Origin of the sequence: Streptomyces poonensis (assembly GCF_014650915.1) — a bacterium.
Classification (GTDB): Bacteria; Actinomycetota; Actinomycetes; order Streptomycetales; family Streptomycetaceae; genus Streptomyces; species Streptomyces poonensis.
The window spans coordinates 143,883-157,847 of record NZ_BMVW01000010.1 but is presented as its reverse complement, the minus strand read 5'-3'; the positions used below and the strand labels follow the sequence as shown (position 1 = coordinate 157,847).

The 13,965-nt window shown below is 72.4% G+C and carries 13 protein-coding genes; 3 read left to right on the top strand and 10 right to left on the bottom strand.

Annotated elements, in window-relative coordinates:
• Positions 1-112: 112 nt before the first annotated feature.
• From IE242_RS23615 to IE242_RS23605, 3 genes are all read right to left on the bottom strand, one after another.
• A complete protein-coding gene (locus tag IE242_RS23615; protein ID WP_229859343.1) occupies positions 113-973 on the bottom strand; it encodes an alpha/beta fold hydrolase in 861 nt (286 codons plus the stop codon).
• A 202-nt stretch (positions 974-1,175) separates the two neighbouring features.
• Positions 1,176-1,724 (bottom strand): DUF2267 domain-containing protein, encoded by a 549-nt coding sequence (locus IE242_RS23610; RefSeq protein ID WP_229859341.1) that lies wholly within the window; start codon positions 1,722-1,724, stop codon positions 1,176-1,178.
• 362 nt (positions 1,725-2,086) lie between these two features.
• Positions 2,087-2,506 (bottom strand): Hsp20/alpha crystallin family protein, encoded by a 420-nt coding sequence (locus tag IE242_RS23605; protein ID WP_189862457.1) that lies wholly within the window; start codon positions 2,504-2,506, stop codon positions 2,087-2,089.
• 195 nt (positions 2,507-2,701) lie between these two features.
• Between IE242_RS23605 and IE242_RS23600 the strand changes: the two genes are divergently transcribed.
• Entirely contained in the window at positions 2,702-3,004 is a 303-nt protein-coding gene (locus tag IE242_RS23600) for a hypothetical protein (RefSeq protein ID WP_189862455.1), read from the top strand.
• Between the two features lie 43 nt (positions 3,005-3,047).
• Here IE242_RS23600 and IE242_RS23595 read toward each other — a convergent pair whose 3' ends face one another.
• The 4 genes from IE242_RS23595 to IE242_RS23580 all read right to left on the bottom strand — a co-directional run bounded on the left by IE242_RS23595 (position 3,048) and on the right by IE242_RS23580 (position 7,432).
• On the bottom strand, positions 3,048-4,004 hold the full coding sequence (locus IE242_RS23595) for an AraC family transcriptional regulator (RefSeq protein WP_189862453.1): 957 nt from the start codon (positions 4,002-4,004) through the stop codon (positions 3,048-3,050).
• Positions 4,005-4,086: 82 nt separating this feature from the next.
• Positions 4,087-5,067 carry a helix-turn-helix domain-containing protein gene (locus tag IE242_RS23590; RefSeq protein WP_189862451.1) on the bottom strand — a complete coding sequence of 327 codons (981 nt, stop codon included), beginning with the start codon at positions 5,065-5,067 and terminating at the stop codon, positions 4,087-4,089.
• A 140-nt stretch (positions 5,068-5,207) separates the two neighbouring features.
• Positions 5,208-6,197 (bottom strand): helix-turn-helix transcriptional regulator, encoded by a 990-nt coding sequence (locus tag IE242_RS23585; protein ID WP_229859339.1) that lies wholly within the window; start codon positions 6,195-6,197, stop codon positions 5,208-5,210.
• A 245-nt stretch (positions 6,198-6,442) separates the two neighbouring features.
• Complete coding sequence (locus IE242_RS23580) at positions 6,443-7,432, bottom strand: GlxA family transcriptional regulator (RefSeq protein WP_189862447.1); 990 nt, start codon at positions 7,430-7,432, stop codon at positions 6,443-6,445.
• Positions 7,433-7,752: 320 nt separating this feature from the next.
• On the opposite strand from IE242_RS23580, the gene IE242_RS23575 reads away from it, so the two are divergent.
• Positions 7,753-8,253 carry a DUF2269 family protein gene (locus IE242_RS23575; protein WP_189862445.1) on the top strand — a complete coding sequence of 167 codons (501 nt, stop codon included), beginning with the start codon at positions 7,753-7,755 and terminating at the stop codon, positions 8,251-8,253.
• A gap of 12 nt (positions 8,254-8,265) precedes the next feature.
• Here IE242_RS23575 and IE242_RS23570 read toward each other — a convergent pair whose 3' ends face one another.
• From IE242_RS23570 to IE242_RS23560, 3 genes are all read right to left on the bottom strand, one after another.
• Complete coding sequence (locus IE242_RS23570; protein WP_189862444.1) at positions 8,266-8,745, bottom strand: hypothetical protein; 480 nt, start codon at positions 8,743-8,745, stop codon at positions 8,266-8,268.
• A gap of 91 nt (positions 8,746-8,836) precedes the next feature.
• A complete protein-coding gene (locus IE242_RS23565; RefSeq protein WP_229859367.1) occupies positions 8,837-10,213 on the bottom strand; it encodes an MFS transporter in 1,377 nt (458 codons plus the stop codon).
• A gap of 315 nt (positions 10,214-10,528) precedes the next feature.
• A complete protein-coding gene (locus IE242_RS23560) occupies positions 10,529-11,860 on the bottom strand; it encodes a DUF445 domain-containing protein (protein WP_373299572.1) in 1,332 nt (443 codons plus the stop codon).
• 732 nt (positions 11,861-12,592) lie between these two features.
• On the opposite strand from IE242_RS23560, the gene IE242_RS23555 reads away from it, so the two are divergent.
• On the top strand, positions 12,593-13,921 hold the full coding sequence (locus IE242_RS23555) for an SGNH/GDSL hydrolase family protein (protein ID WP_189862438.1): 1,329 nt from the start codon (positions 12,593-12,595) through the stop codon (positions 13,919-13,921).
• Positions 13,922-13,965 lie beyond the last annotated feature (44 nt).

The following is a 13,965-nucleotide window of genomic DNA, read 5'->3' as shown; positions in this document are numbered from 1 at the left end:
CGGCGGGGAGTTGACCCGCCGGGTGGTGGAGACGGCCATCGGCTACCCAAGCGCCACACCCGATTACGCCTCGTGAGTGACCGTGTCACCCGTAAGGGACTGTGGGAACGTTTCAGCCACGTCCATGGGTGACACGCGGGGTGACGTGGGTGACGCGGGTGACGTGTGCGGCGTGGAAGGCGTGCATCGCCGCGTGCAGGGCCTGGGGGCGGTCCAGGTGTACGTCGTGTCCCGCCTCGTCGATCGTCGTGACATGGACCGACGGGCGGCGGTCGCGCATCTCCGCGGCCTCCGCCTCCGGGACCGTGCCCTTCGAGCCGCGGACCAGCAGAGCCGGGCAGGTGATCTCGTCCCAGTGGTCCCAGTAGGAGTGCGTGGCCAGTTCCGCCACCGCCGCGAGCGTCGTCGCGCGGTCCGCTCGTACGTGCCAGCCGTCGGCATGCTCCTCCAGGTTCCTCGACCATGCCTCGTGGCCGAAGAAGTCCGCCGCCGCCGACGGGGACGCGAAGGAGGCCGGCCAGGAGTCCAGCCAGCCCGCGATCTCGGCGGGGAGCTCCGGGTTCGGGCCGCCCGGGCCCGCCTCGATCAGGATCAGGGCCTCGACCGCGTCCGGGTGGGCGGCTGCGGTGAGCAGAGCCGTGTGACCGCCCAGGGACTGGCCCACGAGGATCACCGGGGCCAGGCCCAGTTCGCCGATGACCGTCAGGGCGTCCCGTACGGCTGCCGCGCGGGTCATGTCCGCCGGTCTGCGCGTACTCGCTCCATGGCCCCGGGCGTCGTACGTCACCACGCGGTGGCCGTCCGCCAGGAGGAGCGGCGTGACGTCGTCCCACTCGCCCATGTGGCCCGCCAGGCCGTGCAGGAGGAGGAGCGGGCGGGGCTCGGCCTGCTGTCCGGGGGGTGGGCGGTGGTCGCGGTACGCCAGGTCGGTGCCGTCCGGGGTGGTGAGGTGGCCGGTGGTGGGGATGGTCACGTCCTGGTCCTCTCCCGCGGGTTCCGTCGCGGTATCGGCCGCGGATCAGCCGCCGTACCGGCCTTGGAATATACGGGCGCGGGCGGGGCGTCGGGTACGTCGTGACGGTCGCCGACGCCCGCCCGCCCGCGGCAAGGAGAGGAGCGGGAGGGAGAGGAGCGGGAGGGAGAGGAGCCGCAGGAAGAGGTACCGCAGGAAGAGGTCAGGACGCCTGGATCAGCTGCGGGCGGCCGAACAGCAGGGCGTAGCCGGAGGGCAGTTCGGCCAGTACGCGGTCGATCAGGGTGTCGTCCACGAAGTGCGGCAGGGCGCTCAGGACGGAGCTGACGTCCCAGCGGGCCGTGGCCGGGGTGGCGCCCTCGATGCGGGTCGCGACCCTGTCCACGAACTGGGCCGCGGTCAGCGGCCGGTTCACCGGGATCTGGGACGCGATCAGCCGCGCCGCTTCCTCGGGCAGCCGCTGGGCCAGCTCGACGCGCTCGTCACCGACGACGTGGCCGCCCAGCGCGGCCAGGACGATGCGGGTGACGTGGGCCGCCTTCTCGTCGGTCGCGTACTGACCCGAGTCGCGTACCGCCTCGACGAGCCGGTCCCAGGTCGGCCGGGTGGTCGTGGCGGGGGCGGCCGGTGCGAGGGAGGTCGTCGGTACCGGGGGGAGTACGGGGGCGTCGAGGGCGCTCGGTGCGGCGGCGGTCATGGTGTTCTCGGTGCTCCGGGTGGTCTTCGCGTTCTGCGCTCTGGTGGCGGTCATGACGGGCAGGGCAGTCATCGTCGGGGGCTCCTCCGGTTCCGGTCCGGTTCCCCGGGGCGTCCGGGTACCGCGTGTCCGGGTACCGCGCATCCGGGGCACCCGGGTCCGCCGGTGTCCGGACCGGCGTCCACATGCGTGTTCCTGTGGCCTGGGGTACGTATGCCAGTGATCTGGGTCACACGCCCGCGCCCCCGGTCGGCGTACGCGCCCGAGGACGGCGGGGCGTACGCGCTCGCGAGGGCGCGGCGCGCTCGGGTGATCGACAGCTGATGGCCGACGGGCCGGTGGTCGGCGGGCCGATGACCGGCGGGCCGGTGGCCGGCAGCCGCCTGGCAGGCAGCCGGGTCAGCGGTCCAGCCGGGTCAGCGGTCGAGCCGCTTGGGGCCGCTGCCGCCGGCGATCTGGATGCGGCGCGGCTTGGCCTGCTCGGCGACCGGGATGCGCAGCGTGAGGACGCCGGCGTCGTACGAGGCGTCGACGTGCTCGGTGTCGAGGGTGTCGCCGAGGAAGAGCTGGCGGGTGAAGGTGCCGGTCGGACGTTCAGCCACGATCATCTCGGCGTTCTCGGGAGCCGGGCTGCGGCGTTCGGCGCGGACGTTCAGGACGTTGCGCTCGATGTCCAGGTCGATCGTCTCCGGGTCGATGCCGGGGAGGTCGAAGTGGATGATGAAGTCGTCGCCGGACCGGTAGGCGTCCATCTGCATGGCGGCCGGGCGGGCGGTACCGAAGACCTGCTGCGCCAGGCGGTCGAATTCGCGGAACGGGTCGGTTCGCATGAGCATCACAGGTCATCTCCTTCCGGGTCGGGTGCGTGCGCGATGCCCTTATGGGTTCTTATATAGCTCCGAGGTAGAAAATTGACAAGCTTCGGCTCAAGTCTGACCGGCCGGAGGGCGGCCCGGAGGGCTGGGAGTCCGGAGGGCCTCGTTAGTCTCGGCAGTGCAGAACCGGACAGAACAGAAGTTCAGGAGGCAGCGATGGCGAAGGTTCCGTCGGCGGCGGTGGCGGCGAGCGGGCTCATCGGGGGGTACGGCGTGGCCCGCTGGACCAGGAAGCGCCAGCTCGGCGGGGCCGTACTGGCCGTCGCCGGGGCCACGGCCGCCCAGCAGTGGCGGCGCGCGGCGGGGAACCGGGCCGCCGGGGCGCTGGGCGCCGCGTACGTCGCCGCCTTCGCCGGGTCGCACCCGCTGGCCAAGAAGGTGGGCGCCTGGCCCGCCGTGTTCGGGGTCGCCGGTGCCGTGGCGCTGGCGTCGTGGGCGGTGGCCGACCGGCGGGCGTAGGCCGGCCGGGCTCGGGGCGCCCGCCGCGGACCGCGGCAGGACGTCAGGGGCTCTCCTGGCGCAGGGTGCGGTGCGGGGGACAGCCGTAGGCCCTGCGATAGGCGGCGGCGAACTGGCCGGAGTGGAAGAAACCCCAGCGGCCGGCGACGGCGGTGACCGTGACCCCGGTGGTGGGGTCGGCGGCCAGGAGATCGCCGTGGGCCTGGGCGAGGCGGACCCGGCGCAGGTGACGCATGGGCGTGGTGTCCAGGTGCCGACGGAAGGCGTACTGCACGGTGCGGACGCTGATGCGGGCGGCGGCGGCGATGTCGGCGACGCTGATGTCCTCGTCGGCGTGGTCCTCGATGTAGGACAGGGCGCGGCGCAGGGTGGCCGGGTGGGCGTCGTTGCGGTCGTCGATGGTCGGCTCGGTGAGCACGGTGCTGGGGAAGACGGCCAGCACGGTCGCGGCCAGGAGCTGGGAGGCGGTGGAGGCGATCAGCGGCTCCTCGTACAGCCGCGGGTCGGCGTGGACGGCGTCGCGCAGGTAGGCGATGGTCTGTCGCAGGAAGCGGCCGCCGGCCGGCGCCACCGGAAGGCATCCGGTCAGCCGTATCGGCTGCGGGGTGCGTCCGGGGGCGGCGGCCGCCACCTTGTCGAGCAGAGCGGGGGGCAGGATGACGCAGTCGTGCGTCAAGTGATCGACCTGTCCGGCGGACGGCAGGCCGGGAGGAAAGCAGACCACCTGACCCGCGTCGACGCGGCCCTCGTAGCCGCCGAGCCTGAGCCGCGACAGGGCGCCCCGGGTCGCGCTGAGCAGGACGACGCCGGTCAGGGGGTCCATCACGAAGTCCACATCGCAGTGGTAGTCGAACCAGTGCAGCGTGACGGGCCCGATGCTGTCCTGTGTCAGCCTCACCCGGTGCCGCCCGTCCCGGTCGATGACCCTGACACGGGCGTACAGCCTGCTCACCGCCTCGCCGGTCACGTCGGGGTCGGTGCTGTCGAGGATGACGGGCATGGTCCTGGTTCCAAGGGCGCGGGTCGGCCGTGCGTGGTGCGGGTCGGCCGACCGGTTGCGGGTCAGCCGTACAGGGTGCGGCTCAGTCGTACAGGGTGCGGGACGGCGATCGTCCGAAGGCGACGCGGTATCCGGTTTCGAAACGGTCGGTGCAGCGAAAGCCCCAGCGGGTGGCGATCCCGGCTACGGTGGCGCCGGTTCCGGGATCCGCCGCACGGAGGTCCGTGTGGACACGGGCCAGGCGCACCCGGCGGACGTAACCGGCCGGAGTGGTGCCCAGGCGGCGGCGGAAGGCGGCGAGCAACTGCCCGGAACTCGTCCGGACCGCGGCCGCCGTCTCGGACAGCGTCAGCGGCCGGTCGGCGTGGGCGTGGATGAAGTCGACCGCCCGGCGCACGGTGGCGTCGCCGGCATGTCCGGGACCCGGCCGCAGCGGGTCGTGACAGGTGTAGGTGCTGGGGAAGGCGTCCAGGGCGACGGCGGCCAGCAGACGTACCGCCGCGTCCCGCATCAGGACGGTGGACACCGCCGCGCCCTTGTCCAGCAGGTGCCAGGCGTGGTCGCTGGTGGCCCGCCAGAGAGCGGCCCGTGCGGGCGCGGCCGGCGCGTACGACCGCAGCAGCCGCAGCGGTGCCCGGTGGTCGTCGTCCAGGCCCGCCACGTCCCGCAGCAGGGCCGGACTCAGCACGGTGACGCGCCCGGCGACGCCGTGCGCCTGGGAGAGGTAGGGCAGGCCCGGCTGGGCCAGCACCCAGACGTCGCCGGCGCTGAAACGGCCGCTGCCGTGGGCGTGGTCGACGCGGACGCGGCCGGTCGTGATGTCGGAGACCAGCAGAGAAGGCAGCGGCGGCACGTCGAAGGACACGCTCGTAGGCATGGCATGGAGATCCATGCACAACTCGCCTGCCAGCCGCCGCTCGTGGTACAGGGCCGTCCCGGCGCCCGCCCTGGATCCGGCCCTGGATCCGGGGAGGAGGCGCATCCGGATCCGGGTGCCGTACAGGGAGAACATGATCTCCTCGTACTGCTCCGCTGCCGAGGTGGAGAACACTGTACGCAGCACGTCATCGGGTAGAGGGCCATTCACCACGACCGCCTCGCCTTCCACGCCGCGGCGAACCCTCCGGGCTTCCCGGCGGCCCGGGTGGTCCGCCGCCGACGTTACTCGCCTGACGGAGAACCGGAAGCGGAACCGACCAGGTGTCAGGGAACCTCCTGGTGCAGGGTCTGGCGGGGAAGGCGTCCGTAGGCCTTGCGGTAGGCGATCGTGAAGCGGGTGTCGCAGCGGAAGCCCCAGCGGGCGGCGATCTCGGCGACGGTGACGCCGGTGGCCGGATCGGCCGCGCGGAGCTCCGCGTGGACGCGGGCCAGACGCACCCGGTGGACGTAGCCGGCCGGGGTGGTGCCCAGGCGGCGGCGGAAGGCGCCCAGCAGCGCCCGCGGACCGGTCCGTACCGCGGCCGCCACCTCGGACAGGCCGAGCGGCCGGTCGGCGTGGGCGTCGATGAAGTCGACCGCCCGGCTCACGGTCGCCTCGCCGACATGTCCGGGTGCCCGCCGCAGCGGGTCGTGGGACGTGTACGTGGTGGGGAACGCCGTCAGGGCGACGGCGGCCAGCAAGCGCGCCGCGGCGTCCCACATCAGCGCGGTGGCCATCCGTTCCTCCGGGTCCAGCAGGCGCCAGGCGTAGCCGGCGGTACCCCGCCACAGGAGCGCGTGCGCGGGCGCGGCCGGTCTGTACGGCCGCAGCAGCCGCAGCGGCACCCGGTGCTCGTGGTCCAGGCCCGCCACGTCGCGCAGCAGAGCCAGGTCCAGTACGGCGACGCGGTTGCTGTAGCCGTCCGAGTCGGTGGAGTAGGGCAGGCCGGGTGCGACGGGCACGAGCACGTCGCCCGCGGCGAACCGGCCGCTGTCGCCGGCGTGGTCGATACGGACGCGGCCGACGGTCGCCTCCGCGACCAGCAGGTGGTCCAGCGGCTCCGCGGCGAACGTCACTCTCATGGGGAGGGCATGGAAGTCCATGCACAACCTGTCCGCCGTGCGCCGCTCGTGACGGAAGACGGTCCCCGGCCCGGCGGGCAGGCCCATCCGTATCCGCATGCCGTACAACGAGATCAGGAACTGCTCGCCCTTCTCGGCGTCCGAGGTCGAGAGCACCTTGCGCGACACTCCACCGCGATGTTCGTCGTCCACCACGACCGCTCCCTTCCACGCGTCGCGTCGAAGAGCATCCTGCGCAGGACGTCCTGCCGGCCACCCACTGCCTGCTGCCCGCTGGCCGCTGCCTGCTGCCCGCTGGCTGCTGCCCGCTGGCCGCTGACTGCTGCCCGCTGGCTGCTGCCCGCTGGCTGCTGGCTGCTGGCTGCTGGCTGCTGCTCTGCGACGCTACGGGCAACCGGGCAGGCGAGCAAGCAACGGCCGAGCTGCGGCCTGCGGACCTACGCCCCCGCCATGCGCGCCTCCGGGCGCGGGCGCCGCCTGGTCCGGAACGCCCGCCGGTACGCCTGCGGGCTGATCCCCACCACCCGCTTGAACCGGTCCCGGAACGCCGTCGGGGAGCCGAAGCCCGCCTGGTGGGCGATGCGTTCGACCGGGTTATCGGTGTTCTCCAGCAGGTGCTGGGCGCGGCGGACGCGGGCCAGGTGCAGCCACTGGAGCGGTGTCGTACCCGTCTGCTCGCGGAAACGGCGGTTGAGCGTACGGCTGCTCGTGCCCGCGTGGGCCGCGATGTCGTCCAGGGTCAGGTCCCGTTCGGCGTTCTCCTCCATCCAGCGCAGCAGCGGTTCCATCGTGGTGCCGGCCGGGGTGGGCGGCTGCGGGTGGACGATGAACTGGGCCTGGCCGCCCTCCCGTTCCAGCGGCATGACGGACATCCGGGCCGTGTGGGCCGCGACCGCCGAACCGTAGTCCAGGCGGATCATGTGCAGGCACATGTCCATCGCCGCCGCGGCGCCCGCCGAGGTGAGGAACTGGCCGTTGTCGACGTACAGGACGTTCGGGTCCACCTCCACCTCCGGGTACATGGCCGCCAGGTCCCCGGCGGCGATCCAGTGGGTGGTCGCGCGGTGCCCGTTCAGCAGGCCGGTCGCGGCGAAGACGAACGCGCCCACGCAGACGGAGGCGATGCGCGTCCCGTTCGCGGCCGCCTCGCGCAGGGCCTCGGCCACGCCCGGCGGGAGCGGGAGCGTCGGGTCCTCGGTGCCCGGCAGGATGATCGTGTCCGCCTCGGCCAGCGCCTCCAGACCGTACGGCGCCCGCACGGTGAACGGGCCCGCGCCCACCTCCCCGGCCTGCCCGGCCGGCGAGCACACCCGCACGCGGTAGGGCGAGCGGCCGTCCGGGAGCCGGGCCCAGTTGAAGGCGTCGATGGGGGCGGAGAGGTCGAAGGGGATGACCCTGTCCAGTGCCAGTACGGCTACGGTGTGCATGGCGAGAGCGTACGGGTGCGCCGGGTTCTCGCCAAGGGACGGAGACCGAGCCCCGGCCGGTCCTGGACCCGTCCCGGCCGGTCCTGGACGCGTCTCGGCCGGTCCTGGACCCGTCCCGGCAGGTCCTGGACCCGTCCCGGCAGATCCTGGACCCGTCCCGGCAGATCCTGGACCCGTCCCGGCAGATCCTGGACCCGTCCCGGCAGATCCTGGGCCCGTCCCGGCAGGACCGGTTCCTCTCCGCAGGGGTGGCGAGAATCCGTTGGACTGTGGCGATCACGCCGGTTCCCGATGACTGAGCCGCCCCTTAGCGTCGCCGCGTGACCAAGTTCCTTCTCAGCCTTCACGTCCTCGCCGCGATCATCGCCATCGGGCCCGTCACCGTCGCGGCCAGCATGTTCCCGCCGAGTGCACGCCAGGCGCTGGCCGAGCCCGGCAGCGAGCGGGCCGTCTCGACCGTACGGCTGCTGCACCGCATCTGCCGGGTGTACGCGGGCATCGGCATCGCCGTCCCCGTGCTCGGGTTCGCCACGGCGAGCGCCATGGGCGTGATGGGCGATCCCTGGCTGATCGTGTCGGTCGTACTGACCGTGCTCGCGGCGATCGTGCTGGTGGTGTTGGTGCTGCCGCGGCAGGAAGCGGTCTTGGAGGGGCTGGGGACGGAGGGAGCCGACGTGGAGGGGGCGGCCGGCGGGACGGCCACCGTCACCGACCGCAAGGCCACCGTTCAGCTCGCCATGTTCACCGGGGTGTTCAACCTCCTGTGGACCGTGGTGACCGTGCTGATGATCGTGCGGCCCGGCTCCACCACGGGTGCCTGACGGACCGGCCGGTCACAACTGGTGCGCCCGTACGACCCATCCGTCGTCCGCCCGTTCCTCCCGGAAGCTCCGTGCCACCCCGGCCGCGACCAGGGCGCCCGCGCTGATCAGCAGGGCGAAGAAGGCCCAGGCCAGGGCCCAGGGGTCCGCGTCCGGGGCGTCCGCGTGGGTGCGGAAGGAGACGTACATCAGTGTCACGGGCGGTACCGCCACCACCAGCAGGGGCCAGGCCAGGGCGTCCCGGTGGCCGAAGTAGGCGGCCAGGGCGAGCAGGAGCACGGCGAGGACGATGACGCCCGGCCCGCTCACCGGGGTGGTCTCGATGATCGAACCGGGCGTGTCGGCGTGGTTGCGCAGGTCCCAGGGGAGACAGAGGCGGTACACGGCCGCGGCCAGGGCGGCGCCGAGCAGACGGGTCAGCCAGCGTTCCGGCCAGGGGCGCGTGCTCAGAGGACGGAGCAGCTTCTGCGGATTGAGCAGCTTCTCAGTCATGCGTACGAGGGTTCCGGAGCGGGCGGCGGCACGACAGAGTACGCGTACTCAGGTCCCCGTACTCAGACGTACTCAGGCACGGCCTCAGGCACTACTCGGTGGACGGGTGCGCCGCCGACAGCGGCCGGGCGATGTCCTCCAGGGAACGGCGCTCCGCCCGTACCGCCAGGAACGCCGCCACCAGGCCGGCCGCGCACATCAGGCCCGCGCCGATCTGGAAGGCGAGGACCGTGTCCGCGACGACACCCGACTCCGTCAGCTCGGCGAAGATCAGCGGGCCGCTGATACCGCCGGCCGCGGTGCCGATCGCGTAGAAGAAGGCGATGGCCATCGCGCGGGTCTCCATGGGGAAGATCTCCGAGACGGTCAGATACGCGCTGCTCGCGCCCGCCGACGCGAAGAACAGCACCACGCACCAGCAGGCCGTGAGGGTCGTCGCGTCCAGCGAGCCCCGGTCGAACAGCCAGGCGGTGCCGAACAGCAGCACACCGGAGAGCAGATACGTACCGGAGATCATCACCCGGCGGCCCACCGTGTCGAAGAGATGGCCGAGCAGGAGCGGGCCGAGGAAGTTGCCGGCCGCGATGAACGCGAAGTAGTAACCCGTGTTCGACGTCGGCACGTCGTAGAACGTCGTCAGGATCGCGCCGAAGCCGAAGGTGATCGCGTTGTAGAGGAACGCCTGCCCGATGAAGAGGGAGAAGCCGAGGACGGCGCGCCTCTTGTAGGTGGAGAAGACCGTACGGGCGATGTCTCCGAAGCCGATGCTCTTGCGCTGGTGGATGGTGATCTCCTGGGTGACCGGCGGCAGCTCGCGGCCGGTGTCGGCGGCGACCTGTTCCTCCACCTCGGACACCAGCCGCTCCGCCTCCTCCGTCCGGCCGTGGATCAGCAGCCAGCGCGGGCTCTCCGGGACGTGCCGCCGGACGAGCAGGATGACCAGGCCCAGGACGACGCCCAGGGCGAAGGTCAGCCGCCAGCCGATGTTCATGGGGAAGAAGTGCGTGTTCAGCGCGAAGATCGACAGCAGCGCGCCGCCGATGGCGCCCAGCCAGAAGCTGCCGTTGATGACGATGTCGACGCGGCCCCGGTACTGGGACGGGATCAGCTCGTCGATCGCGGAGTTGATGGCCGCGTACTCGCCCCCGATGCCGAAGCCGGTCAGGAAGCGGAACAGGAAGAACCACCAGGGTTCGAACGAGATGGCGGTCAGGGCGGTGGCCGCGAGGTAGACCGCCAGCGTCACCATGAACAGCTTCTTGCGGCCGAAGATGTCCGTGAGGCGGCCGAAGAAGAGTGCCCCCGCGCACGCGCCCGCCACGTACAGAGCCGCCGCAATCCCGGTGACCTGGGCGGAAGAGATCGGCAGACCGCTGCCCTCCTCGGAGAGGCGGCCCGCGATGTTGCCGACGACCGTGACCTCGAGACCGTCGAGGATCCAGACGGTACCGAGGCCGATCACGATCATCCAGTGCCAGCGCGACCAGGGCAGGCGGTCGAGCCTGGCGGGGATGGAGGTGGTGACGGTGCTGATGCCGGTACCTGAGCCGGTACCGGTACCGGCTACGGTGCCGGTGCTGATGCCGGTACCGGCATCAGCACCGTTGCTGTTGCTGTTGCTGTTGCTGTTGCTGTTGCTGTTGCTGCCACCTGTACCTGGTTGCGGTACGGAGACGGACATGGGCTCCCTCCTCGGGGTGTCCTCGGCTCGTCCTCGGGGTCTCCCCGAGGACATGTCACCGTGTCCCCGCGAAGCGGCCGATTACGCGCCGGCCCGCCCCGGTCACGCTCCGAGCGCCTGCGACACCGTGTAGATCAGCAGGCCGGCGAGGGAGCCGACGACCGTGCCGTTGATCCTGATGAACTGCAGGTCCCGGCCGATGTGCGCCTCGATCTTGCGGGTGGTGTGCTCCGCGTCCCAGCCGGCGACCGTGTCCGTGATCAGCGAGGTGATCTCCCCGCGGTACGTCGTGACGACGTACACCGCCGCGCCCTCGACCCAGCCGTCCACCTTGGACTGGATCTTCGGGTCGGTGGCCATCCGGGCACCCAGCGACAGCAGCGAGGCGCGGACGCGCAGCCGCAGCTCGCTGCGCTCGTCCTCGGCGGCGGCGACGATCATGGATCGTACGGCCGTCCACGCGGACGCGATCAGGTCCTGCACCTCTCCCCTGCCCAGCACCTCGCCCTTGAGGCGCTCCACGCGCGCGCGGGTCTCGGTGTCGGACTGGAGGTCGGAGGCGAAGTCGGAGAGGAAACGGTCGAGGGCGCCGCGGGCGGGGTGGGCGGGCGAGTCGCGCATCTCGGTGACGAAGCGGAGCAGCTCCTTGTAGACGCGCTCGCCGACCTTCTTGTCCACGAACCGCGGGGTCCAGCCGGGGGCGCCGCCCTGGACCGCCGCCATGACCTGCTCGTCGTGGCGGACCAGCCAGTCGTGGGCGCGGGCCACGACCAGATCGACGACCCGCCGGTGGCCGCCGTCCGCGACGACCTTCTCGAGCATCTTGCCTACGCCGGGGGCGATCTCCTGCGCGTCGGCACGGCGGGTGATGGCCTCGCCGACCACCGCCTGGACGTCGGAGTCGCGCAGCACGGTCAGGGCGCCGCGCAGCGCGGTCGCGAGCTCGGCGGTGACGCGGTCCGCGTGCTCCGGTACGGCGAGCCAGGCGCCGAGGCGGCTGCCTATGCCCACGGCGCGCAGGCGCTGCCGTACGACCTCCTGGGAGAGGAAGTTCTCCCCGACGAACTCGCCCAGGGAGACCCCGAGCTGGTCCTTCTTGGTGGGGATGATCGCGGTGTGCGGGATGGGCAGGCCGAGGGGGTGGCGGAACAGCGCGGTGACCGCGAACCAGTCGGCGAGCGCACCGACCATGCCCGCCTCGGCGGCCGCGGCGACGTACCCCGCCCAGGCGCCGGCGCCCCGGTGCTCGGCCCAGGTGGCGAGCGCGTACACGACCGCCACGAACACCAGCAGCCCGGTCGCGGTGAGCTTCATCCTGCGCACACCCCGCCGCTTCTCCTCGTCGGCGGGGCTGAAGGCACTCATGGAGCGAGGAGCGGCCGCGGGCACACCCCCGGCGTTCCCCACACCCGGCCGAGACCCGAGGCCCTCCATGCCCGGTCGACGGGGCCCGGGATCCTCCGCAACCGGCCGACGGGGCGCGAGATCCTCCGCAACCGGTCGAGGGGGCGAGAGATCCTCCGCAACCGGTCGAGGGGGCGAGAGATCCTCCGCAACCGGTCGAGGGGAGGCGGCGCCCTGCGTGTCCGGTCGACGGGACCCAAGGCCCTCCGCATCCGGGCCAGGCCCGACACCCTCCGCATCCGGCCGACGGGAGGCGGAACCCTCCATGCCCGGCCGAGACCCGAGGCCCTCCGTATCCGGCCGACGGGGCCCGAGGCCCTCCGTATCCGGCCGACGGGACCCGAGACCCTCCGCATCCGACCGACGGGACCCGAGACCCTCCGCGTCCGGCCTGACCGGTTCTTCCGGTTTCCTGTGATCCATTCACTCCACCCGTTCGCGTCCCCCGTGTCCCATTGTCGCTTCATCTGGCCGTATCGGCCCGGGTCAGCCCGCGTCAGCCCACCCCCTCCGCTCCCGGGCCGCGCATCCTCCCGGCCCCTCCCGGCCCCTCCCGGCCCCTCCCTGCACCCCCGCCGGCCTCTCGGCACCCGTATGTGATGTCTGTCCTGTCCTACTCCCGGAACGGAACAGGAGTTCCCGGCGTCTGTCCGGTCGGGGGAACCGGAGGGGGTCTCCGAGGCACCCCCCGACCTCATGACGCATCATGAGGTGATCACATCGGAGCCTCGGGCTCCCCGCGCCCGAGGAGACACGCACCGCATGACCAAGCGTCACGGTTATGCCTTGCTCGCCGCGATCTGTGCGTTGATCGTGGCCATCTCGGCGGCGATATACGCCGCCGGCGTCACCGTCGACGGCCGCGGCGGCGCACAGCCCCTCGCCGGCGGCCGCCCGCACAACCCGGCCGCCCCCGCCTCCACCGGCACCTGGGTCGGCGCCTGGTCCGCCTCCCCCGTGGGCGGTGAACCGGGCACCGAGAGGAACGGCCTCGCGGGCCGTTCGGTGCGCAACGTCGTCCACGCGGGCATCGGGGGGACGAGTGCCCGCGTCACGCTGTCCAATCTCTACGGACAGCAGCCGCTGACCGTCTCGCACGCCTCCATCGCCGTCGCCGCCACCGCGAACAGCCCGGTCGCCACGGCCGACAGCATGCGTCGCCTCACCTTCGGCGGCAGCACCTCCGTCGTCGTCCCGGCGGGCCGGCAGATCGTCAGCGACGTCGTACGGATCACGTTCCCGCGCGACGCCGACCTGCTCGTGACCACCTACTCCTCCACCCCCTCGGGCCCGGTCACCTACCACCCGCAGGCCCGGCAGATCTCGTACACGGCCGAGGGGAACCGCACGGAGGACGTCACCGGGAAGCCGTACACCACACAGACCCTGTACTGGCGCTATGTGACGGCGGTCGACGTGCTGAGCAACGAGGCGGACGGCACGGTCGTCGTCCTCGGCGACTCGATCACCGACGGCTCGACATCCACCGTGGGTACCAACCGGCGCTGGACGGACGCCCTCGCGGCCCGGCTGCGCGAGGCGGCGGGCTCCTCCGACGTGCCCCGCTACAGCGTCGTCAACCAGGGCATCAGCGGCAACCGGGTCCTCACCAGCGGCTCCGGCCGGCCCGCCGAGAACCCGAGCGGCCTCTCCCGCTTCCAGCGCGACGTGCTCGGCCGTACGGGGGTCAGGGCCGTCGTCATCGACCTCGGCGTGAACGACATCCTCCGCAACCCGGGCCAGGCCGACCCCGAGGCGATCCTGGACGGCCTGCGGCAGATGGTCGACCGGGCCCACGCGCGCGGGCTGCGCGTCATCGGTGCGACCCTCATGCCCTTCCAGGGCCACCGCGGCTACCGGGACGACCGCGAGGCCGTACGGCAGGCCGTCAACGCCGAGATCCGCGCGGGCCGGGTGTACGACGCGGTCGTCGACTTCGACGAGGCGCTCCGCGACCCGTACAACCCACGCCGGCTGCGGGCCCACTACGACTCGGGGGACCACCTTCACCCGAGCGACGCGGGATACGCGCGGATGGCGGAGGTCTTCGACCTGGAGGAACTGAAGGGGTCGGCTTCGGCGGAGCTGTGAGAGCCACCGAGCGGGCGGCCGCCGGCCTCGGCGTCAGCGGCAGC

Bases quoted from the DNA above. Each gene is read 5' to 3' on its own strand.
- IE242_RS23560 (WP_373299572.1), bottom strand. From the start codon at position 11,860: ATGGAGGGCCTCGGGTCTCGGCCGGGTGTGGGGAACGCCGGGGGTGTG.
- IE242_RS23610 (WP_229859341.1), bottom strand. From the start codon at position 1,724: ATGACCGCCACCAGAGCGCAGAACGCGAAGACCACCCGGAGCACCGAG.
- IE242_RS23595 (WP_189862453.1), bottom strand. From the start codon at position 4,004: ATGCCCGTCATCCTCGACAGCACCGACCCCGACGTGACCGGCGAGGCG.
- IE242_RS23555 (WP_189862438.1), top strand. From the start codon at position 12,593: ATGACCAAGCGTCACGGTTATGCCTTGCTCGCCGCGATCTGTGCGTTG.
- IE242_RS23565 (WP_229859367.1), bottom strand. From the start codon at position 10,213: ATGATCGTGATCGGCCTCGGTACCGTCTGGATCCTCGACGGTCTCGAG.
- IE242_RS23580 (WP_189862447.1), bottom strand. From the start codon at position 7,432: ATGCACACCGTAGCCGTACTGGCACTGGACAGGGTCATCCCCTTCGAC.
- IE242_RS23600 (WP_189862455.1), top strand. From the start codon at position 2,702: ATGGCGAAGGTTCCGTCGGCGGCGGTGGCGGCGAGCGGGCTCATCGGG.
- IE242_RS23605 (WP_189862457.1), bottom strand. From the start codon at position 2,506: ATGCTCATGCGAACCGACCCGTTCCGCGAATTCGACCGCCTGGCGCAG.
- IE242_RS23570 (WP_189862444.1), bottom strand. From the start codon at position 8,745: ATGACTGAGAAGCTGCTCAATCCGCAGAAGCTGCTCCGTCCTCTGAGC.